At 39.2% G+C, this 22,373-nt stretch carries 19 protein-coding genes; 15 read left to right on the plus strand and 4 right to left on the minus strand.

Going from position 1 to position 22,373, the window contains the following annotated elements; translation table 11 throughout:
* Positions 1–31 precede the first annotated feature (31 nt).
* The 11 genes from DDZ16_RS19140 (at position 32) to DDZ16_RS19190 (ending at position 10,470) form a co-directional block, all read left to right on the plus strand.
* Positions 32–847, plus strand: a complete 816-nt coding sequence (locus tag DDZ16_RS19140; RefSeq protein WP_109266095.1) for a glycosyltransferase family 2 protein — start codon at positions 32–34, stop codon at positions 845–847.
* On the plus strand, positions 838–1,803 hold the full coding sequence (locus DDZ16_RS19145; RefSeq protein ID WP_232526823.1) for a glycosyltransferase family 32 protein: 966 nt from the start codon (positions 838–840) through the stop codon (positions 1,801–1,803). The genes DDZ16_RS19140 and DDZ16_RS19145 overlap by 10 nt, the downstream gene beginning before the upstream one ends.
* A 55-nt stretch (positions 1,804–1,858) precedes the next feature.
* Positions 1,859–3,070, plus strand: a complete 1,212-nt coding sequence (locus DDZ16_RS19150; RefSeq protein ID WP_109266097.1) for a glycosyltransferase — start codon at positions 1,859–1,861, stop codon at positions 3,068–3,070.
* Positions 3,071–3,419: 349 nt separating this feature from the next.
* Entirely contained in the window at positions 3,420–3,641 is a 222-nt protein-coding gene (locus tag DDZ16_RS19155; protein ID WP_109266098.1) for an LbetaH domain-containing protein, read from the plus strand.
* 499 nt (positions 3,642–4,140) lie between these two features.
* Positions 4,141–4,998 carry a sulfotransferase family protein gene (locus DDZ16_RS19160; protein ID WP_109266099.1) on the plus strand — a complete coding sequence of 286 codons (858 nt, stop codon included), beginning with the start codon at positions 4,141–4,143 and terminating at the stop codon, positions 4,996–4,998.
* Between the two features lie 3 nt (positions 4,999–5,001).
* A complete protein-coding gene (locus DDZ16_RS19165; protein WP_109266100.1) occupies positions 5,002–5,916 on the plus strand; it encodes a glycosyltransferase family 2 protein in 915 nt (304 codons plus the stop codon).
* A gap of 18 nt (positions 5,917–5,934) precedes the next feature.
* On the plus strand, positions 5,935–6,813 hold the full coding sequence (locus DDZ16_RS19170) for a glycosyltransferase family 2 protein (RefSeq protein ID WP_109266101.1): 879 nt from the start codon (positions 5,935–5,937) through the stop codon (positions 6,811–6,813).
* The gene (locus DDZ16_RS19175) at positions 6,801–7,850 is read left to right on the plus strand and encodes a glycosyltransferase family 4 protein (protein WP_109266102.1); all 1,050 of its coding nucleotides are present in this window, start codon (positions 6,801–6,803) and stop codon (positions 7,848–7,850) included. Before DDZ16_RS19170 ends, DDZ16_RS19175 begins: the two co-directional genes overlap by 13 nt.
* Positions 7,850–8,956: a glycosyltransferase family 4 protein gene (locus DDZ16_RS19180; RefSeq protein ID WP_109266103.1), complete on the plus strand. Its 1,107-nt coding sequence runs from the start codon at positions 7,850–7,852 to the stop codon at positions 8,954–8,956. Before DDZ16_RS19175 ends, DDZ16_RS19180 begins: the two co-directional genes overlap by 1 nt.
* The gene (locus tag DDZ16_RS19185; protein WP_109266104.1) at positions 8,953–9,909 is read left to right on the plus strand and encodes a glycosyltransferase family 2 protein; all 957 of its coding nucleotides are present in this window, start codon (positions 8,953–8,955) and stop codon (positions 9,907–9,909) included. Before DDZ16_RS19180 ends, DDZ16_RS19185 begins: the two co-directional genes overlap by 4 nt.
* 12 nt (positions 9,910–9,921) lie before the next feature.
* Positions 9,922–10,470, plus strand: coding sequence for an MBOAT family O-acyltransferase (locus tag DDZ16_RS19190; protein WP_198416768.1), 549 nt, complete (start codon positions 9,922–9,924; stop codon positions 10,468–10,470).
* Between the two features lie 188 nt (positions 10,471–10,658).
* Here the strand turns inward: DDZ16_RS19190 and DDZ16_RS19195 are convergent, their stop codons facing one another.
* On the minus strand, positions 10,659–11,360 hold the full coding sequence (locus DDZ16_RS19195) for an HU family DNA-binding protein (protein WP_158275717.1): 702 nt from the start codon (positions 11,358–11,360) through the stop codon (positions 10,659–10,661).
* Positions 11,361–12,097: 737 nt separating this feature from the next.
* On the opposite strand from DDZ16_RS19195, the gene DDZ16_RS19200 reads away from it, so the two are divergent.
* From DDZ16_RS19200 to DDZ16_RS19220, 4 genes are all read left to right on the plus strand, one after another.
* Positions 12,098–13,351 carry an IS256 family transposase gene (locus tag DDZ16_RS19200; protein ID WP_109266106.1) on the plus strand — a complete coding sequence of 418 codons (1,254 nt, stop codon included), beginning with the start codon at positions 12,098–12,100 and terminating at the stop codon, positions 13,349–13,351.
* Between the two features lie 323 nt (positions 13,352–13,674).
* Positions 13,675–14,970: an O-antigen ligase family protein gene (locus DDZ16_RS19210; protein WP_109266108.1), complete on the plus strand. Its 1,296-nt coding sequence runs from the start codon at positions 13,675–13,677 to the stop codon at positions 14,968–14,970.
* Between the two features lie 945 nt (positions 14,971–15,915).
* On the plus strand, positions 15,916–16,521 hold the full coding sequence (locus DDZ16_RS19215) for a zeta toxin family protein (RefSeq protein WP_109266109.1): 606 nt from the start codon (positions 15,916–15,918) through the stop codon (positions 16,519–16,521).
* Between the two features lie 243 nt (positions 16,522–16,764).
* The gene (locus DDZ16_RS19220) at positions 16,765–17,799 is read left to right on the plus strand and encodes a glycosyltransferase family 4 protein (protein WP_109266110.1); all 1,035 of its coding nucleotides are present in this window, start codon (positions 16,765–16,767) and stop codon (positions 17,797–17,799) included.
* Positions 17,800–17,942: 143 nt separating this feature from the next.
* Here the strand turns inward: DDZ16_RS19220 and DDZ16_RS19225 are convergent, their stop codons facing one another.
* The 3 genes from DDZ16_RS19225 to DDZ16_RS19235 all read right to left on the minus strand — a co-directional run bounded on the left by DDZ16_RS19225 (position 17,943) and on the right by DDZ16_RS19235 (position 21,635).
* The gene (locus DDZ16_RS19225) at positions 17,943–18,305 is read right to left on the minus strand and encodes a four helix bundle protein (RefSeq protein ID WP_109266111.1); all 363 of its coding nucleotides are present in this window, start codon (positions 18,303–18,305) and stop codon (positions 17,943–17,945) included.
* A gap of 152 nt (positions 18,306–18,457) precedes the next feature.
* Positions 18,458–20,317: an asparagine synthase (glutamine-hydrolyzing) gene (gene asnB / locus DDZ16_RS19230; RefSeq protein WP_109266112.1), complete on the minus strand. Its 1,860-nt coding sequence runs from the start codon at positions 20,315–20,317 to the stop codon at positions 18,458–18,460.
* Positions 20,318–20,489: 172 nt separating this feature from the next.
* The gene (locus tag DDZ16_RS19235; RefSeq protein WP_109266113.1) at positions 20,490–21,635 is read right to left on the minus strand and encodes a glycosyltransferase; all 1,146 of its coding nucleotides are present in this window, start codon (positions 21,633–21,635) and stop codon (positions 20,490–20,492) included.
* Positions 21,636–22,373 lie beyond the last annotated feature (738 nt).

The following is a 22,373-nucleotide window of genomic DNA, read 5'->3' on the forward strand; positions in this document are numbered from 1 at the left end:
TTACAGGCGTTTAGTGTAAACAATCAAACACATGGACACAGCACTAAAGCTCTCTATAATAACTGTCAACCTCAACAATGCCAACGGCCTGCACAAGACCATTGATAGTGTAATCAACCAAACTTATACCAACTTTGAGCACATTATTATCGATGGTTACAGCACAGATGACTCGGTAAAGGTAATAAAGAAATATGAAGCCCTCTATAAAAACAAACAACGTCACCTCTATTGGATTAGCGAACCTGATAAAGGCATTTATAATGGAATGAATAAGGGCATTAAAGTTGCCAAAGGAGAATATTGTTTGTTTTTGAATAGTGGGGACTGGCTGTTAAATTCAGACATTTTGAAATTAGTGTTAAAAGATAATGCTATAGAGGATATTCTTTATGGTGATATTATGCTAGAAAATGGCGATTATACATATCCAGACAGTTTAAGTTTTTATGATTTTTATACAGCCTCGATTGGCCACCCGGCATCTTTTATAAAAACGGACTTATTATTTAAATTGGGACTATATAATGAAAGGTTTAAGATCGTATCTGATTGGGAGTTTTTTTTAAAAGCCTTGTTTATAAATAGATGTAGCTACCGTCATATACGTTTATTCACAACCTTCTTCGCCCCGGGAGGATTTAGCACTCAGAAAAAAATGACGGACCTGCATAAAAAAGAGAGAACACAGGTGCTTAATGAATATTTTTACTGGTTAATAAAAGATTATTCTTTTTTTTCTCATTCAATTGAAGAGCTAAATTATTACAAAAATTCAAGACTTATCCAACTATTTCGAAAAATTCAAGCATCAAAAATTTACAAACTTTTAAGAGCATCAAAATAGAACAAATGATTCCAAAAATAATTCACTACTGCTGGTTTGGTGGTAATCCGCACAACGATTTAATCAAGAGATGCATCAATAGTTGGAAAAAATTTCTGCCCGACTATAAAATCATTGAATGGAATGAATCAAATGTTGATATTTTCACTAATGAATTTATGAGCATTTGCTATGAAGAAAAAAAGTGGGCTTACGTAGCTGATTATGCCAGACTACTTGCTTTACGTGACTATGGCGGAATCTATTTAGATACGGATATGGAAGTAATTAAACCATTTCCTGAAAAATTTAGGGAATATGAATTCCTTGCCGGTGAAGAAGTTGATAAACAAGTGAGTTGTGGTATTATCGGCGTTATGCCAAACAATATAGTAATCAAAAATTTAATTGAATACTACGACAATATCTTTTTGTTAGAACCTATTCCTGTATTATTAAAGGAAATATTAATAGAAACGAATAAGGTAAATTCAAACAATTATTTCATTGCCAAACCGAATGTTTTCTACCCCAAAGATTATAAGGGCAAAATAACGAGTATTAAAGACAGCTATACGATTCATCATTGGGAAGCATCCTGGAAATCAGAAAAAAATTTTTTCTACATTAATTATATAAATAAAAAAATAGGACAACTTACAAAAAATCAAAAGTATTATTTAATTGATCTGCACACCAATGACACAGTTAATTTAAAAACCTTAAAACAGATAAACGATATTTTAGAAAGACCCAAAGATTATGCAATAAATAATTCATATACTTATCATAACATACAGAGCGTATTTAAGAAACAAATTGAAACTTATATACTTCAAAAATTTATAGATCCTCACAAATATACACTAAATACTTTTTTTGAAGCTATTAATAATCCTTTCTTAAAAAATAATTCATTCACTTTTTATTTAAAACTACTAATTAAATCTTTATTTTTTTATAAGGTCCGCAAATAAAAGAGTATTGAAAATCAAGCTTTTTGTCTTTATTCGAAATATAACATCTTTTTAAATGAATAATTACACCCTCTGCCTCTACACCGCTCAATTCCCTTACGGTCTAGGTGAACAATTTATTGAAACTGAAATTACATATTTAGCTCAAGCTTTTGAGCGGGTTGTGATTATTCCAGCAGCTGCAGAAGGGACCCCGCGTCCTTTACCTGCTAATGTGGAAGTTCGTATGATCGATTATAGTGGTTATAGCACAGTTAAAGGCCTGAGATATGTTGGCTTCTGGATCCGTCACTGCATAAATGATGTACGCCGCAGCACCAATAAAAGGCTAGCTATAAGCACGCTTCTTCGAGTTGGCTATCAAGCCAGTGTATTGCATTCCTTTTTAAAAAGCAATCAACTACTTGGCAAGGCCCTTCATTATACCTATTGGTTTAATGAACAAAGCACCCTCCTGGCTATCATTAAAGAAAAAAAAATGATTGATAGATTTATTTCACGGGCACATGGCTTCGATTTGTACGAAGAGCGAAATTTCTTTGGCTATATTCCATTCAGAAAACTTCAGTTGCATTACGTTTCCAAACTATACCTAATTGCCGCAGACGGACTGGATTACATGCAAGAAAAATATCCAGCCTACAAGAATAAATACGAGGTATCTCATTTAGGTGTGGAGCAAAAGCACCCATTTGAGGCTAAGGTAAACCATAGCGACACCTATACCCTCGTGAGTTGTTCGCGCATGGTAGATATTAAACGCGTATATCTAATTGTGGAAGCTCTTGCCCAAATAAAAAACATCCCCATCCATTGGGTGCACTTTGGCAATGGACCTTTATTCGCCGAAATAAAAAGATTATCCCAAAAGCTACTACCCCTTAGTATTGAGGCTGAGTTAAAAGGACATGTAGATAATATCGAAATTTTTAATTACTACAGGAATTGCCAGCCGGATTGTTTTATAAATGTTTCCTCAACGGAAGGCTTACCGGTTTCGATTATGGAAGCTTTAAGCTTCGGTATTCCTGTTGTTGCGACAAATGTTGGAGGTACTTCTGAAATTGTTAACAACTTAACAGGCAAACTAATTCCAAGCGATAGTTCTGGAACTTTTATAGCAAACGCTATAATAAATATATTTAAGACCCACTCGCGTTCGTCAAAACAAAGAAGTAAAATACGTGATTTTTGGCATCAAAATTTTAATGCAAGGAATAATTATAGCACATTTACATCAATTATAAGTAATGAAAAAACACTTTAAATTTATTTCATTCATCAAACCTACCATTATTAAGTGATGTGGAGGGGGTATATTGAAATTGTTTATCCCGAAAAATACCCGGACTGTCATATTCGTTCAATTCTTCCGGAATCCCTATTAAAAACTATTGGCATTTTTATTGAAAAGGGAGCCAGAATAAAGAATACCCGTATGAAAACATATATTGGTAAATAGCAACATTACTGACTCTTGTAGAGCTAATGGTGCATTTTGCTCAATTTCATAAGATGTAAAAATCGGCATACGCAATCATACTTCACAGTTTATTAGTACTGCCCCACTATTATACAGTAATCATAGAAAGTGGGTAATTAATCGTTATTTATTAATGAAGTCAGTCCAAAAAAAACATATAAATGAAGAACAGGTGCTTATTTGGGAAAATGAAATCATAATAAACGGAGTTTTTTTAGGAAGAGGAACTGTTATTGGTCCTCTTCTGTTATTACTAAAATCTCCCCCCTACGCCATTGCAACAGAAATACCAGGAAAAGCGATAGGCTATGGTTTTTCCGACGAAATGATCGAAAAAATTGAACAAGCGAGGTGATGAGAAAAGGACAATAAAATTTTAAAATCAGCAATACAATTCGCCAACAATCTCAAATTATTTATTTCGAAAATATGACATGCTCTTCTCTTTGATAATTCCCAATTACAACTTTCAGCAAGTATATAAAGATGAACAAATAGCTTTAATGTACCCTAAATTCTTTATCAATTTTTTTCATCTTTACCCAAAGCAATAGCAGCGATGCGATATGAAAAAGTTAAAGTATCCTAAACAACACCCCTTTCAAGTTGTTTTCGATCCACAACTCAAAGAGGGTTACATACAGCTCTCCAAAAAGCTCAAAATTACTAAGAAGAATTGTAGATGTCTTAGTTTCTGAGAACCTAATATCTCTAAAAAGATAGGACATTAATTAAGTACGGCTTAAGTAAAAACCGAAAATTGTTTTATCGCCCAAACCACTCATATTATAGAATAGTTTATAACTAAAATCCCTTCTCGTCATTAAACAAACTCAAATTAACATATCAAAAACATGAAGGCATTAAAGAAAAAGATTGAAACATTTGGAATCAAGATTCTTAACGAGAAGAAATACAATGCATTAGTTTCCAATATTATTGATTTCAACAAACAATTCATACCGTACATAAAAGCATTAAAATGTTTAGGTGCAACGCATCAAAAGTTTTTGATCTTTGGCCAAGGAAGAAGTGGAAGTACATTATTAGTTAGTCTACTAAATAGTCATCCTAATATTAAGTGTGAAGGAGAAATACTTAATAATGCAACTAATTTTAGAAAAGGTAATATATTATTCCCTAAACTTTTTCTGCGTGGCAAGTTGGCAATGTATGGTAATAAGTTTAGCTATGGTTATAAAGTAAAGGTGTATCAATTGGAAGAACAAAAAAAAATACATAACATTAGCCAGTTTCTTAATAAACAACAAAATAATGGTTGGAAAATAATTTTTCTACAACGCAAAAATGTTTTTGATCACGCAATGTCGAATATAATGGCAGAAACCACCAAAAGGTATCATAGTTATAATAATCTCAATGATTATCAAGCACCAAAAATAAAGGTTAATATTAATGACTTAGATGAAAAGATACATTTCAGACATCATTATCATAAACTTGAGAACGAAATACTGGCTAATTTAAAGGGAGATTATATCACTGTCACTTATGAAGACGATTTACTTATACCAGAAAAACATCAAAAAACTGCCAGTAAAATTTTTAATTATTTAAATTTAGAAGATGCAGATGTAGCCACTCATTTAAAAAAAATTAACTCGAAAAAGTGGGATGAATTAATCGAAAATTATCAAGAAGTAAAAATACATATGGCTGCCTCTTACAATATTGACATCAATAAGAAGTAACTAATGCTCATCTCCATCGTCATTCCCTGCTACAACGTACAGGACTATATAGAAGAATGCGTACATTCCTCGTATGCCCAAACCTACCCTCATATTGAGGTCATCTGCATCGACAACAACAGCAGCGATAGTACTTGGAAAAACCTAAAGCAACTAAAACAGCAATACCCTAAACTAATTATTGACAAAGAAACCAAATCGGGTTCTCCTGCCGCACGCAACAAAGGGCTCTCTTTATCTAAAGGTGAATTGATTCAGTTCTTAGATGCGGATGATTTGCTAATGCCCGAAAAAATTGAACACCAAGTGAGCATATTTAAAGAGAACCCTGATTGCAGTTTTATCGCCGGGAGCTACCTAAAGCAAGACTTGTCGGGCAAAGACACCCCCCAACAACCAGTTGAACAAAACCCTTTTAAGAGTTTGTTTACAACCCAACTAGGCATTACTTCTAGCAACTTATGGAAAAAAAGTAGCATTAAATCAATAGGTGGATGGAACGAAAGCTTAAAAAGCAGCCAGGAGGCCGATCTCATGTTTCGACTGTTGCAACAAAACGACAAAGTGGCCCACGACAGGGAACCGCTCACCATTGTGCGCGAACGCGAAAGCGGACAAATAAGTCAACGCAACCCTCATAAAAAATGGCTGGTTTATCTGGACTGTAGAATTCAAATTGTTGACTGGCTAAAAACCAATCAGCCCGCTTATTTCAAAAAGGAGTCATTTTTTTTTCTTAGTGGGTTATTTCAGCTCATTCGTCTTTTAGCCAAATACGACTTAGAGTTAGCCAACCAAAAAAGAAAACAAATTTTCAAACAGACTTTTCCTCCTATTAAACGTCGTGGCTTTTATTATTGGGCATACCGCATAGGGGGATTTAAAAATGCAGAACGAATTGCCAGAATTTATAGTTAAAAACAAAAAACATCATTTGTGATATCCATTGTAATCCCCTATTATAATAACGCAAAACACATCGATCGAACCATTAAAAGCGTGTCAGCACAGAGTCTGCAAGATTTTGAAGTACTCATCATCAACGATGCATCGCCCGACTGGCACAAAGCACTGCCTGTTATTGAGGCTTATAATGATGAGCGCATTAAAATTATTTCTCACGAAGAAAACAAAAATGGTGCAGCCGCCCGAAATACCGGCATCAAAGCTGCCAAAGGTGATTACATTGCCTTCTTAGACGCGGATGATGAGTGGTTGCCCAATCATCTGGAAAGCGCTTTAACCACCTTAAAAGCCAAAAAAAGCAACCTCTGCTATTGCCAGGCTATAGTGTTGAGCAAAAAGGGAACATCGGTAATGCCAACTAACGGAATCAAACCTAATCAACGAATTTCAGATTACTTATTTGTTGAGGGCTCCGTGATGTTTACCCCGACTTTAGTTGTTAAATCCTCGCTAGTCAGACAAGTTTTATTTAACGATAAACTTCGACGGCACCAAGACTATGACTTTTTACTACGCTGTGAAGCGCAAGGCATAAAAACAAGTTTTGTTGATAAACCCAATGTGGTAGTTCATTGGGAAAACAATAATCCAAAATCAAAAGGAGGCACCTGGGATTTTAGTTTAGAATTTGCCAAAGATTACAAACCTTTTTTTAGCCCGCGGGCATACAGTCGCTTTATATTAACAAGCTGCGTATTACCCTTGCTCAAAGAAAGAAAACATTCAAAAGCTTTCTCTGTCTTCTTGAAATACATATTTCCCCTCCACCTGAATAAGTTAAACTACTACTTTATTCTTTCTTATTTACTATTCGGTAGTTTTAAGCACCCTTACAAATGGAAAAAATAATTAACAACAATCTTAATGGTTACCCTGAAATCAGAAATATTTTATGCGATAAGTCAAACATGTATATTGAGAAAAAAGACCTGTTTAACTATGGCTTGAAATTGGCACATATCCTTTCCGGTAAAGGCTACCATCCATTTTGGAAAGGCTTCTTCTTTAACCCCTTTACTAATAAAACCCCATGCCATTTTTTCAATACCATCAACCTGGGAAATAATCCTTTTAAAGTCCATTTCGAAACTACCATACCGCGCCTGGGAAATATGCCCAGATGGCTTTACACCCTTGGTGTTAAAAAATTAGCAGCCGCCAATTGCAAAGAGATTATTGCCATTTCTCAATGTGCTTACGATTTGCAAATTGATTACTTGCAAAAGGAATACCCTCAATACATCAAAGCCATTCAAAAAAAAATGAAAGTACAACTCCCCCCTCAACTCACGTTAATTGATGATTACTCAGAAAAAAAACTTCCAAAAGATAAAATTGCATTCACTCTTGTTGGAGGTGATTTCTTTAGAAAAGGAGGTGCTGAAATACTCACTGTTTTCAATCGGCTCATTCCTAAACACCCCGAACTGTTTTTAAATATTGTAAGCAGCCTCAATTATGGCGATTATGCTACCCATACCACTATTGAGGATAAGAAAAAAGCCATAAAGCTAATCAATAAATACCCCGACAATATTAAACATTACTCATCGCTACCCAATTATAAGGTATTGGAGCTTGTAAAAGATTCGCATGTAGGTCTCTTACCCACATGGGCCGATTCCTTCGGCTATTCCGTACTGGAAGCACAAGCCGCCGGTTGCCCTGTGATAACCACCGACATCAGAGCCCTGCCTGAAGTAAATAATAATGAGTTGGGTTGGATAATACCGTTATACGGTGCCGGGCACAATAAACAGACCAGCAATAGTTTAACGGAACAGTTAAAGAAAATAATCCAAGAAATCATACAGGCAGGTGTAAACGAAATAAAAAGAAAGGGCGAAAAAGCCCTGGAGAATATTAAGCTAAAACACAGTTATTGATGGCGAAAATCCAATTCATCACCACCATGGCCGGTCACCCCTGGGGGGGCAGTGAGGAACTCTGGGTTAAAATGGCTCATGACGACCTAAAAAAGGGGAATAAGGTACATTGTTCCATTTTCAACTGGAGAGGCGTAATCCCACAAAAAATAGAGCAATTAGGGCATGCCGGAGCCAAAATTCATAAAAGAAACCGGTTTCAGTATCCCGAACTTTTAAAAAAGCCATGGGGTAAATTTGTGGAAAAAACCATTGCTTTCAGGCAGCTAAAAAAACACACCAAACAGGCACAACCCGACAAAATAATCATCAGCATGGGTGGTTTTTGTGATCTGGAGGTTAATCCTTATAGGCAATATTTATTACAACTGGATAAGCCTTTTGAATTAATTATTCATGCAAACCCTGAGAATTATTATTTACAATATTCTAATATTGAAGAGATCATTAAAGTCTGCAATAAAGCTCGTAAAGTTTGGTTTGTTTCTAATCGACTCATGGAAATCTCTATCCGCCAGACAGGCTATTCATTCCCCAATGGAGACATCACTCGTAACCCTGTAAACATGACCGAGACGGGGATTCTTCCCTGGCCTGAACATCAAACCATGCAAATGGCTTGTGTAGGACGTTTACAGTCTTCAGTAAAAGGTCATCCACTACTATTCCAGGTTCTTTCGCAACTCCAATGGAAAGACCGCGCCTGGCACCTTAACATATACGGTTCCGGACCTGATGAAAGTTTTTATAAGCATCTGGTCAAATCCTTTCACATAGAGGACAAAGTTACATTTCAAGGCTTCACCAACGATGTCCGCAAAGATATTTGGGCAAAAAATCACATTCTTGTAATGCCCTCATATTATGAAGGTATGCCCATAGCTCTTGTGGAAGCCATGCTGTGCGGTCGTACCTCTGTTGTGACAAATGTAGGTGGCAATGCTGAAGTACTCAAAGACAACGATACGGGTTTTATTGCCGAAGGGGTACATCTTTCTTCCTTTAGTAATGCTATGGAGCGAGCATGGGAAAGAAAAGAAGAGTGGAAAGAGATGGGAGAAAAATGTTTTACTGAAGCATCCAAATATATTAGTAAAGAAGTATGAATCAATCTTTAGTTTCAATCATTGTTCCCGTTAAAAACAGAAGCGAACTATTTGTAAAGGCTTACAGTTCATTAATCGCACAAACTCATCGCCCGGTGGAAATAATTGTTGTTGATGACGGCTCTTCAAAAGAAGAATTTTTGAAAATAAATAATGCTGTAAAACACTCAGAAAAAGAACCGGAAGTATTTACACAAATAATCCGCAATACTTCAAAAGGAGCCGCTTCGGCCAGAAATTTGGGATTTAAAAATAGCAATGGCGTCTTTATTCAGTTTTTCGATTCCGATGATATACTACTTCCCCAAAAATTGGAAAATGAAATCAATATTTTAAAAAAAGATTCAACTCTTGATTTTGTCTATTCAAGGGCGCAATATATTGATGAAAATGATGCATTATTGAATGAATTCTGGGGCACAGAGCTTACAGGCACTTCTACAGACTATTTTAATTTGTCTTACCAGACAATGTGTCCGCTTTACCGTCGCTCTGCCATTGAAAAATATGGTCTTTGGGATGAAGATCTTTTAATCAATCAGGATTGGGAATTTAATATACGATACCTTTTAAGAGGAGCCAAATGTCAGTCTTTAGATAAAGTTCATTCCTACTTCAGGGTTCATAAAGCTGGAAACATAGGAAAAACCGATAGAAAACCGGATATTATTTACAGCAAGTTTCTTGGGCACAAAAGAATATATACCGAAATAATAGAAAAGAAAAAAGATGACAGTATAATAAATAAGCTTTATTTAAAGCGATTCATATACATTTTTTTGGTTACTGCTACAGTTGGAACCCCACAACAAATTAAAGAGCAAGAGCACTTTATTGCTTCCAATTTCGACGGGAAAATCAGTTTCTTTTTAAGCCTCTTCAGAAATAAGGGGATAGCCGACATGGTTTTGAGATTGTATAAACTGTCTGGTAGAAGTCAAGTACCCAAATAAAAACTTTCAGCAATGCTCTTCAATTCTCTTGAATTTGCCATATTTCTTGCCATTGTTTTTATTCTTTATTGGTTTGTTCTAAAAAACAATACAAAAGGCCAAAACTTTTTGTTGCTTATTGCAAGTTATGTTTTTTATGGCTGGTGGGACTGGCGGTTTCTGGCACTTATTTTATTTAGTTCAATTGTAGATTATGCAGTAGGTTCAAAACTGGCAAAAACCCAAAATTATCATAAGCGTAAGGTTCTGCTATTAACAAGTATTCTTACGAACCTTGGACTTTTAGGCTTTTTCAAGTACTACAATTTCTTTATCGACAGTTTTGTTGATGTGGTTTCTGTTTTTGGCTTTCATCCTACTACCAATACACTTAACATCATCCTTCCGGTTGGTATTAGTTTCTATACTTTCCAGACACTTAGCTACACCATTGATATTTACAGGAAACAGTTAGAACCCACCAAAGATACGCTTTCATTTTTTGCCTTTGTCAGTTTCTTTCCTCAATTGGTAGCTGGGCCAATTTGCCTGCCTATATGCCCAAACACTATGGGCCCATAGGCCCAAACCCTTTGGGCTTACTTACCCATATTATATGGGCCCATTGACCCGGGGATCATGGGCCTGCTTACCCAGACCCTATGGGCTATTAGCCCATGTTTGGCTGAATTTTAGAAAAATCTGAAGATATTATTTAGCAATAAAAAACCCGGCAGAGATAAACTGCCGGGCATACAAAAAAACAAAGATTAACCTGTCACCACAATGTCCTGTCCCAGGCGTCCTGTTGAAAGGCTTTTACGCTTATAGAGCACAGTCCTGATTTCAACCTGGTAAGTGCCGGGAGTCAGATCATCAGGAACAAAAAAGAGCAACTCGGAAGGCTTGTTCTTTACAATCCGAGAGGCTTTATGAGCATTACCATCCGGATCGATAAAGAAAATGCCGGCTTCAGCAGATTCGGTATCAATTTTTAATAAGCCGCCTTTAATTGAAACAATCTGCCCCACGGTCACTGATTCATTTACAGCACCCGTCTTAAGGTCAGTAACCGTTTTAAGGGTAGGTTTTGATTCACTAATTTCCACCCTTTCCACATTAAGGTCGCGGGATGATTCAATCAGCCGCTTACCTGCCCGCAGGTTTAGGTTAATCCCGTGTTTGCTGGCATTGAAGGCTTCACTTTTGCTTTCAAACACACCAGCAACTGTGGGATAGATTACAAAGAGTTCTGTGTTAACATTGTTTCCGTCTTTTACAATATCACAGACGGCCGATTTGAACTCTTCCAAAGTACCAAGTGCCTCGGCTTTGGTTACAGTTGAACCACGACTGATCATGCGTTCAACTATTTCATCAATCCCCATTGTAGGATTGTCAACAGTGACGGCCATGAGGTCGTCCGGATCATCGGTCAGTAAGTTTTCGACCAAACCATAACGTAATGGCATAATAAAAATATTTAAATAAAACATGCAGGGCCCGCCGGCCTCCTCTTCCGATAGTCGCCTAAAACCTTTGGTTGATGACCAGCCGGCGGGTTACCTGTATTTCTTTAAGCCAATAAAAAAACCCATTCCCTAACCCCAAATCAAACAGGTCACAGAATGAGTCAAACATTCCGAGTCAGGGGGTGTTTTTTGTTAACAATCCGCAATTTATAAAAATTATTTTAACATGACAAAACTCAGGTGATATTAGGTTATTAGGCCAGTAGGCTAGTAGGGAAATAGGCTAGTAGGCTAGTAGGCAAGTAGACGAGTAGATGTTTTGGACGCGGGGAGGTTCCCCCTTTAGGGGGTCAGGGGGTGTGCGAGAGGAGATTAGGTTATTAGGCTAGTAGGTCTGTAGGCAATTAGACGAGTAGATGTTTTGGACGCGGGGAGCGTTCCCCCTTCAGGGGGTCAGGGGGTGTGCGAGAGGAGATTAGGTCAGTAGGGAATTAGGCAAGTAGGTTATTAGGCAAGTAGGTCTGTAGGTAATTAGACGAGTAGATGTTTTGGATGCGCGGGGCGTTCCCCTTTCAGGGGTCAGGGGGTTTGCGATAGGAGATTAGGCAAGTAGGTTATTAGGCAAGTAGGCTAGTAGATCTTTTGAAATCATGGAATGTTGAAGGCTTTAAAAGAGACTGTTCAAAAAAGTGTGTCAAAGTTAGAAAAAAAGAAGTTGAATTTTAACTTTGATATTTATGGGACAAAGAAAGAAAAAAAGACCGCGTTTAGAGGATTTAATCCCAGACAAAGACCGCCGCGAAGAAGTATTACGGCGCATGTATAACAGAGACGCCATTGTGGGTGAAGATGGCATCTTTACCGATTTATTGCAAGCACTGGTTAATGCTTCCCTCGAAGGAGAAATGGATTACCACCTGCAAAATGAAGAGCCGGAAGGAGACACACCGAAAAACCGGCGCAATGGCCATAATAATAAAAAGGTTGACAGTCGTGTAGGGCCCATTAATGTTTCAACGCCCCGAGATCGTTATGGTACATATGATCCTGAAATGGTTAAGAAATGGGAGCGAGAATTGAGTACAGGTATGGATGAGGTCATTTTAAGTCTTTATGCTCGAGGCCAATCAGTTCAGGATGTTCAAAACCAACTTCGCGAGCTTTATGGCATAGAAGTAAGCAGTGGTGTTATTAGTTCTGTAACGGATCGGATTATGCCAGAGATTACCCAATGGCAACAAAGATCTTTAAATTCCTGTTATCCGGTTGTATTTCTGGACGCTATTCATTACAAAGTCAGGGAAGAAGGGAAAGTTCAGACAAAAGCCATATATACTGTCTATGGCGTTGATGTTGAAGGTAGTCGTGATGTATTGGGACTTTACCTCATGGAATCAGAGGGAGCCCGTCAATGGGGTTTAATTTTGGAAGACCTTCAAAAAAGAGGAGTTGAAGATGTTTTTATTTTTTGTATTGACGGATTGACAGGGTTTAAAGATATTATTGAAACAGTATTTCCTCATGCACAGGTTCAACGATGTATTGTCCATATGGTTAGAAGCTCCACTCGCTTGGTGAGCTATAAGGATATAAAAGCTGTAACAAGCAGTTTAAGGGCCATATATAGCTCATCAGATATCCAACAGGCAGAAATGGTTCTGGAAAGCTTTAAAGCCAAATGGGACAAAAAATACCCTGAAATAAGCAAAAAATGGGAAGAATCCTGGGATGAACTGATGAGTTTTATGGACTTTGGAGGAAATATCCGACGACTCATTTATACAACGAATCCAGTGGAGGCTCTTCATCGTAACATGCGAAAAGTGACAAAAACGAAAGGAGCCTGGAGCAATGAAAAAGGACTCCTAAAACAGTTATACTTAGCTTTAAAAGTCAACAGAAAATCATGGAATAAGAAGGTATTTAACTGGAATGCAATTCAACGAGAATTGGTAATGCATTATGGTGAGCGTTATGAAAAATATGTTTAAATATTTAACTTTAATGCTTTCCGCCCTCCAGCCTAAGGCTTCCGGGCGGAAAGCATTAAAAAAGGAAATGACACACTTTTTTGAACACTCCCCTTTAAAAGTCAAAAAATGGTGCTTTATTGTCATTGGTAACGTAGTGAAGAATCTCTTTATTGATGAGAAAGATTCTTCGTCGTGCCTCCTCAGAATGACATTTTGCTTTTTGTCATTCTGAGTCTGCGAAGAATCTCCAGTAAAAACAAACTTTTTTTCTACGTCGGAAAACAATTAATTCTATTTTTATTCCATCAACTAATCCAATAAATTCAAATAGCCACCCATAAATGATTAACCAGATATTATACGAAAAAAACAACTACCTCACCCTTCTGTTCTGGGTGTTGGTCGGGGCCTTTGCGGGCCCTTTGGTCTATGTGGTAGTTCCCATACACATGCTCATTTTGAAACAAAAGGGAGCCTGGCTATGGATATTACTGGGATTATGGTTAGTATTGACTTTGAGTGACAGCCGGCAGCCTGTCTTCCGTTTTGCGGTCAATCTCAAAACCGCCATGATGCTGGTGATGGGTTATCTGTTTTTGGTGATGCCAAAGGACAATGAAGACCCCATCAGGTTTATTAAACCCTTCATCCCGTTTTTTGTAGTAGCATTTGTTTCACTCATTGGCAGTCCGGTCGCTTTCGAAGGCTTTCAGAAAGCCGTTTCGTATGTATTACTGTTAACCGTTATTCCGCCTATGGTCAATCTCTTACTCACCTACGAGCGTGAACGATTCTTGTATCATCTGGTGATGGTAGGCGTAATTGTTCTTGTAACCGGAATTGTTTTAAGGTTTGTGGCTCCGGGTTTTGTCATTTTTGGAGGTGAAAGGTATTCCGGCTTGTTGGGCAATCCCAATGGAATGGGTATTTACGGGTTTATGTTTACCGCTCTTTTTACCATAGTTATCCATTTTCACCGGTATCTATTTACCCGCAATCAGATCATCTTCATTTACGCCATCATTTTTGCCTCCCTCATCATGGGCGGATCCAGGGGCGGCCTGTTTTCCACAGCCCTGTTTATAGGTGCCTGGTTTTTATTGCGTCGGGATGTGATTATTGGTTTCATCATTATGTCCGCCATCTTCATATCATACCAATACGTTGTTGCCAATTTCGAGGCCATTGTCACTTCTCTTGGGCTGGCCGACTATTTCCGGTTGGAAACACTGGAAACAGGATCGGGACGATTGATTGTGGCCAAAATAGCGTGGAAACACATTCAGGAAAACTATTGGTTCAGTCACGGTTTTGCATTCAACGAGCACATCTTGGCCCAATACAAAGATTATTTTGAACAGGAAGGTCACCAGGGAAATGTACATAACAGCTGGCTTACCATGTGGATGGATGCCGGTCTGGTGGGTCTTGTTTTGTTTGCTATTGGCTGGCTCACCAATTTCATCCGTGCCGCCAAATTTTCTCCACTGGTTTGGGCCGTATTCTTTGGTTTGCTGCTTTCCATCAGTGTAGAGTCTTGGTTGGTGGCTTCGCTTAACCCTTTCACCATTGTACTGGTGATTATATTGAGTATGATGGGTAATCCGGCCTTTTATAATAGGCGAGTAGGGGATTAGGTCAGTAGGTGAATAGATGATTAGGCCATTATAGACTGAGGCTGAGATTGAGGTTGAGGTTGAGGTTGAGGTAAAGAGCATTCTCTAATTCAATAATTTTCTCATTAGCTCAACAGATTGTTAGGTCAATAGGTCGTTAGGCAATTAGGCTAGTAGAAGAATAGATCAATAGGAAGGTAGGAAGCCGCAGAGCGGCGGCAGATCGGTAGCAATAATACAGGAAGTCCATAAACCCCGAACCGCGGAGCGGTGGCAGAATAGGCTAGTAGACGATTAGGCATATAGGCTAGTAGAAAATTAGGTCAGTAGGTCGTTAGGCCAGTAGGTTAATAGGGGATTAGGGAATTAGGCCAGTAGGGGATTAGGTAAATAGGGGATTAGGTAAGTAGGCCAGTAGGTTAAATAAGTCAATAGGTCGTTAGGCAATTAGGCTAGTAGAAGAATAGATCAATAGGAAGGTAGGAAGCCGCAGAGCGGCGGCAGATCGGTAGCAATAATACAGGAAGTCCATAAACCCCGAACCGCGGAGCGGTGGCAGAATAGGCTAGTAGGCCAGTAGGCAATTAGAAAAGGAACTGCGGAGCGATGCCAGAAGAGGGAATATAGGCGAATAGGCTAATAGAATAACCCCGCAATTAATTCCGAGAGAATAAAACCAGCCTTGGGCCTGAATAAAAATTTGAGAGATTTTCTGAGGTTAAGGTTATTCAACAAATAACTAATCAACCAATCAGTTCAACTAAGAAAATGAATAGAATTTTCTGAATTATTTTTATTTTTGCATTATGTGTAAAGAAAAATTAATAACAGGGATAAAGGTTACTCAACAAATGAGTAAGGCCAGAATTATACTGAACAATCAGGTAATACCCAAAGAAGAACTTTTCCAGATTCGAAAAAAAGAAGGAAAATTAAGTTCTGCACTTAGAAATGCCTTAAAACATAATGCCTGATTTAATTGTCATTGCAGGATGTAATGGTGCAGTTAAATCCACATTTGCATCTTCATTTCTACCCGAAGGATTAACCTCCTTTGATTATGACAGGTTGTTTTTAGAATATTACAACAGTCTTCCTGACAGCGAATTTAGAGAGACATTTGCTAAAAAGCAAACAACAGAGGCCTTTGAGAAATCTATTCAAAAAGCCCTTTTCAATATTGTGGATTTCTGCTACGAAACAAATTTTGATTCCCATCCTTTATATTGGCCCCAGAAATTTAAAGATAACGGGTATCAAATAAACTTAATTTTCTTTTGCCTGGATAATCAGGAAATTTCAAGACACCGAATTCAGGTACGCACTGAATTCAAAGGTCTTTTTGTAGATAATAACACTATTGACTTAAAATGGAAGGCCGGATATAAAAATGTAAATCTATATTTTGGTTTGTTTGATAATATTTTGTTCGTTGATAACTCAAAACAGAATGATGTCTACACCAATTTATTACAAATTGAAAAAAAAGAAGTTGTAATGATGACAGAAAAAGTCCCTGACTATTTCAAACATCGATTGTCTCAGGTTTTTCAATTAATTTCACATGAGTAACTTTTTTCATTCCAATCCCCTATTGTCCACCCCCCTAAGCTGGCTTTATCAGAGATTCTTGGCAAGCTCAGAATGACATCTCTAAAAACCTACTGGCCTACCAGCCTCACGCACACCCCCTAACCCCCTTAAAGGGGAACCACCACCGCGCAATTCTACTGCCCTAATAACCTATTGACCTAATTTCCTAATCACCTACTGGCCTACTAGCCTAATCGCCTATTTGCCTAAATTTCTAATATCATGACAATACTATTTCTATACACCGAACTCGCCTCCTACTTTCTGGCAGGCGTAAAAGAACTCACGAAAAAGGGGCATTTAGTGCACATCGTGCGCTGGCCTGTAAATAAAGAAGCCCCGTTTCAGTTTGATTTCCCGGATGGCGTAACCATTTATGAACGGAATGATTACACCCATAAAGAACTGGTGAATCTTGCCAAAGATATAAACCCGGATGTTATCATCTCCAGTGGTTGGGTGGATAAGGGTTATCTGAAAGTTTGCAGGTATTTTAAAGGCAAAATACCAACTGTTATGAGCATGGACAATCATTGGCTGGGCACACCCAAACAAAAGCTCATGCGCCTGGCAGCCCCTTTCACGCTTCTTCGCTCCTACTCCCATGCATGGGTACCGGGTATACCCCAAAAGGAATATGCACTCAAACTGGGATTCAAAGAAAAAAACATTGAGGAAGGCTTCTACTCTGCCGATGTTAAGTTGTTCTCCTCTTCTGCAAAGGACAGAACAGAGGCATCAACCTATCCTCGCAAACTGGTTTATGTAGGCCGGTATGTGCAACAGAAAGGACTCGATCTCCTCTTCCCTGCCTTTATGGAACTTCAGGAAGAATCACCCGGCGAATGGGAACTCTGGTGTGCCGGAACAGGCGAATTGTTTGATCAGCGCCCGGAGCATCCTAAAATCAAACATCTCGGTTTTCTGCAACCCGAAGAACTGAAACAAACCTTAAAAGAAGCAGGGGTATTTGTCCTCCCCAGCCGCTTTGAACCCTGGGGAGTGGTCGTTCATGAAATGGCAGCCGCCGGCTTTCCAATGATATGCTCAACCGCCATTGGAGGGGCCACCCGGTTTCTGGAAGAAGGCAAAAACGGCTTTCTTTTTGAAAATGAAGACAAAGAAAGTCTGAAGCAAGCCCTGAAAAAAATCATGAGCCGGACCGACGAGGAACTGAAAACGATGGCAAAGCACAGTCATCAGTTGGGGGTGGGTTATGATCCGGAAATGTGGGCAAATCAGGTTATTAGGTTTTAGGCTAGTAGGCTAGTAGAAGTTAGGATAGTAGAAGTTAGGCGATTAGAGTTTAGAAAAAATACTAAATTAATTAATCCAAATCTAATATCTATTTGCCTACTAGCCTAATGACCTACTCGCCTACTTGCCTATTTTCTAATCGCCTAATTAATTTGTTTTCTTTTTTGAGAGATTAATGCAGAAATCATTTTTGTTATTTCTATTGCAATACTTTCTTGTTCATCCAGAGTTTGCTTAGAAATGAGACTTTTATAATACAACAAGTTAAGTACTGTAATGGACTCATACAAAGATCCCCTAGAGATATATAAGTAATTAATGTTGTCCTTAATACTAAAGCGCCCTTCTCCCTCAGCGATGTTTTGCGGTACCGATGCAGCTGCCGCTTCCAATTGCTCAATAAGTCTGTAATGCCCTTTAATTGTTTCTGTTATATCAAGGCATTTTTCAGCAAAAGTCATGGCTTTCTGCCATACAAGCAATTTCTTAAAGCTAAAATTTTCCATAATATAAAAGTTAGGTTTGTATATAAAATCTCTATTTGCTTTATGACCTAATCACCTACTAGCCTACTTGACCTAATAACCTAATCCCCTACTTGCCTAATACCCTATTAACCTACTGGCCTACTTGCCTACTTGCCTATTGGCCTAATAACCTACTCGCCTAACCCACTAACCCATTCCTCCAGCACCACCAACGGCCAAACCCTTGAAAAAGTGACCGAAGCATCCCCCTTCAGAAAGCGACTCCAGATATCCAGAACTCCCTTTTCATTAAACATGTCCCTTTGAGCAATTGAGCGAATACGCTCGTCTGCATAGTTGTGCATCTCCCCTTTCAACCAGTCGCGCCAGGGAAAGACAAAGCCCATCTTAGGACGGTTAACGATGTAATCAGGCAGCAAGTCGGGCATACTGTCTACAAGAAGTTTCTTAGGAGTAACAGGCCGTTTTATATCATCCGGTAGCGATAAGACATACTCCACCAACTCATGATCCAGAAAGGGTACCCGTACTTCCAGAGCCTGGGCCATACTCATCTGGTCACTGTCGCGAAGCAATACATTCTGCATGTAAGTGGTCAGCTCTGCCACCGACACCCGTGATAACACATCTCCCTCCTTTTGAAGATGTTGCTTCTTAAGCCACTCCACGGGATTATGTACAGGCAGTTCCTTGCGATTCAACATTCCTTCAAGTTGTGGATCCATCAACGCCTGGCGGGAAATAGCAAATGCCTCTTCAAAACTGTAGTCTTTCATTTCCAGAAGACGCTTCACCTTTGTGGAGGCTACTCCCGGCTTTAAGGCTGTAAGACTTCTCCCGGCCATTTGCCGTAAAAAAAGCGGTAACTTCCACAAAGCTTTACGTTTTTCAAGAGCCGCCATCCGGTTAAATATGGCATATCCACCAAATACCTCATCGCCGCCCAATCCGGAAAGCGCCATGGTGATTCCGGCCTCTTTGGTCATTTTGGAAACCACCCAGGTATTGGGGCCGTCCCCACTTGGGTGATCCATGGCGGATAAGGCGTCCGGTAACAAATGCAGAAAATCATCCGGTTTTAGATGAATCTCATGATGGTTGGTTTTGTGCATTTCAGCAATATACCGTGCATAAGGAGCTTCCGAGAACTCATCTTCCGAGAAAGTGATATTAAAGGTATCAATCCGGTTGTTGGATACTTTGGCCATGGCTCCAACGACTGCACTGGAGTCAATCCCTCCGGACAGAAAAGCCCCGAACGGAACATCTGCGACCAGACGGCGTTCGACGGATTCAAAAAAAAGATTTCGTACCTTTTGTTTCACCTCCTCGTAGCTTCCGGGATTATGTGTTTTAACCTTATCAAATGAACTCCAGAAGGTATCAAAAGAGACCTGATTGTTTTTCAGGTTGTAATTGAGTATGGTTCCCGGCAAAAGCATCTGAACCTCTTTCAAAATGGTTTTGGGCGTCTGAACCGTTTGGTATCGTAAAAAATCTACCACAGAATCCTCATCCAGATTTTTTGAAACAGAGCCCGACGCCAAAAGCGCCCTTACCTCCGATGAGAAAAACAAACCATTGTCATTCAAACTCCAGTAAAGTGGCTTTATGCCCATGCGATCTCTCACAATTGCGAGATTCTGTTCCTCTCTGTCCCAAATAGCAAAGGCAAACATTCCATTGAATTGTTTCACACATTCCGGGCCCATTTTTTCCCAGGCGGCCAGTATCACTTCACTATCGGTATGCGATTGCCAGGGGTAATCAAACTTATGCCTCAGCTCCCTGAAATTGTACACCTCACCGTTAAAAACCAGCACATAGCGCCCACAAGCAGAAACCATTGGCTGATGCCCGGCAGCTGAAAGATCAATAATGGAAAGTCTTTTTTGACCCAGAGCAACAGCTTCCTCCTGCCATATACCCTCATCATCCGGTCCCCGGTGGGAGAGTCGGTGATTCATGGATTTAACCATGGATTCTTTATCCTCTATCTTTTTTGAAACAATTCCGTTGATTCCGCACATATTTTTTAGTATTGAGCTTTTTAACCTAATGAACTGATGAGTGAAATATTGAATGAGTGGGTGAGAGAATGAGCAATTGAGAGAATGAATTGGAAAATTATTGCTTGCTATTAATTTACCTCAACCTTAGCCTTAACCTCCAAGCCTAATCACCTATTTGCCTATTAGCCTACTAAAACAATTCTCCATAACGCTCCTCAAGCCCCGCTTCCAACAAATACACTTCTGCTAACTTCTTTGCATTCTCTCCCCTATTTTTAAGGTCATCAGAAGAACAATTCAGTAGTTCCTCCAGCACCCTCACAAAATCCCCTTCCTCATTCAAATCAAAAACCCACCCCGCCCCTTTTTCTTCCAAATTCTGCCAGGGCGTTTTATCACTGATCATCACCGGCAATCCAGCTGCTAAAGCCTCATAAATGGAATGCCCGAAATTCTCTCCAAAGGTCGGTAATACATAACAATGATAACCGGCGAGTATTTCTACTACCTTTACCGGTTCCACAGCCCCTTTGTAATTCACTTCAACATTCTCAGGCATTTTCTTAATAATCTTCTCACATTCCTGCCAGTAATCCGCATCCTTTACCGGGCCGTAGATGTCATAGATAATTTTTCGTTCTCCTTCATAGTCCTTTAATAGCTTTAACAATGCCAGGTGGTTTTTCTTACGCGCCACCAGGGCAATTGTCACCAGTTTTAACGCCTCTCCTTCAAAATCAGGCATCACACTTTCCTGTGTTACCGCAGGCACATTCCCCGCAACTGTAATTTCAGCCTTCTCCCCAATTTCCCTTTTTATGTCTTTTTTTTCCTGTTCATCCGTTGCATGCCAGACCACATTTCCAGCATTCATAAAAGGCTTCACCACCATCAAAAAGTATTTTTTCTTGGCAGCTTTTAACGCCAAAGCCCCTTCCTGAAACATACCACGCGGTGCAATAATCATTTTTCGCCTTTTTTTTGAATGCCATGCATTAAAAATCAGTGGCGAAACAGTGGCGAAAAGAGAGAACAATCCGTTGATATAAGCAATATCCGGACGTACCTCCTTCAACAATCGGGAAACACCAGCATAACCAGTATTTTCATCAGAAGCATAAAACACTTCTGCCTTACCCTCAAAATCAACCCATTTATCTTTTTCAACATCAAGCAAAGTGCCATCCAAATCCACATTTCGGGCCAGCACAAAAAATTCATGGCGCTCACCTAACAACCGCACCATGTTGGTAATGGATTGTATGGGCCCTCCCGCTTTGAAGGCAGGGGTGAAATAGTCGTATATGATTAGTATTCTTTTCTTCTCCTTTGTCATAGCCCCACAAAGATAACAATGAGCAATGAACAATTATCAATAAACAATGAGCAATTATCAGCGATCACTGATCGTAGATATGAGATTAATAGATTTAAGATGGTTAGATATGAGAAGTTCTCTTTGCTCCATGCAGTAATTAAATGATTGAATGAAGGAATGAGAAAAGGATCGAATATCAAAAACACCATTCTACCGTTCAACCCTACGCCCCCCCAAAGACATTAGATTTAAGATTTTTAGATATATGAACTTCCCTTTGCTCTATGCTCAATACCCCATGCCCATCTCACCTCTCTTTTTCTCTGCGTCCCCTGTGTCCTCCTTTTTCTATGCGATGAAAACCATATCTCGTCACAGACGAGAATCAAACGCCCCCCTCGTTGCAAACAAGAGGGAGAGTGGCATACGACCCACGTCGGGGTCGGGATTAACATTTAATGGTATCTCTACAAATATGCCGCCCATTCAGGGCTCAAAAAATCGTAGGTTCCCATATTCCCGGGGCTTCACCCCGGGCTTTTTGATTTCGGGCCGTTGGCCCTTTCCCCCATGCTCTCTGCTCCTTGCACCTCGCTCCATGCTCTATGCTCAACTCTCATCTCTCATCTTGTCCCGTCCTGAAATAGGTTGACCGCTTTTGAACATTTTCACTAAACATTCAAAAGACGGTTATTATGAAAAAGAAACGTTCACAATTTCAATTTAGATCAAGTCGTTATTTTAGTGAGGACTTCA

The sequence above is a fragment of the Marinilabilia rubra genome, assembly GCF_003121985.1.
Classification (GTDB): domain Bacteria; phylum Bacteroidota; class Bacteroidia; order Bacteroidales; family Marinilabiliaceae; genus Marinilabilia; species Marinilabilia rubra.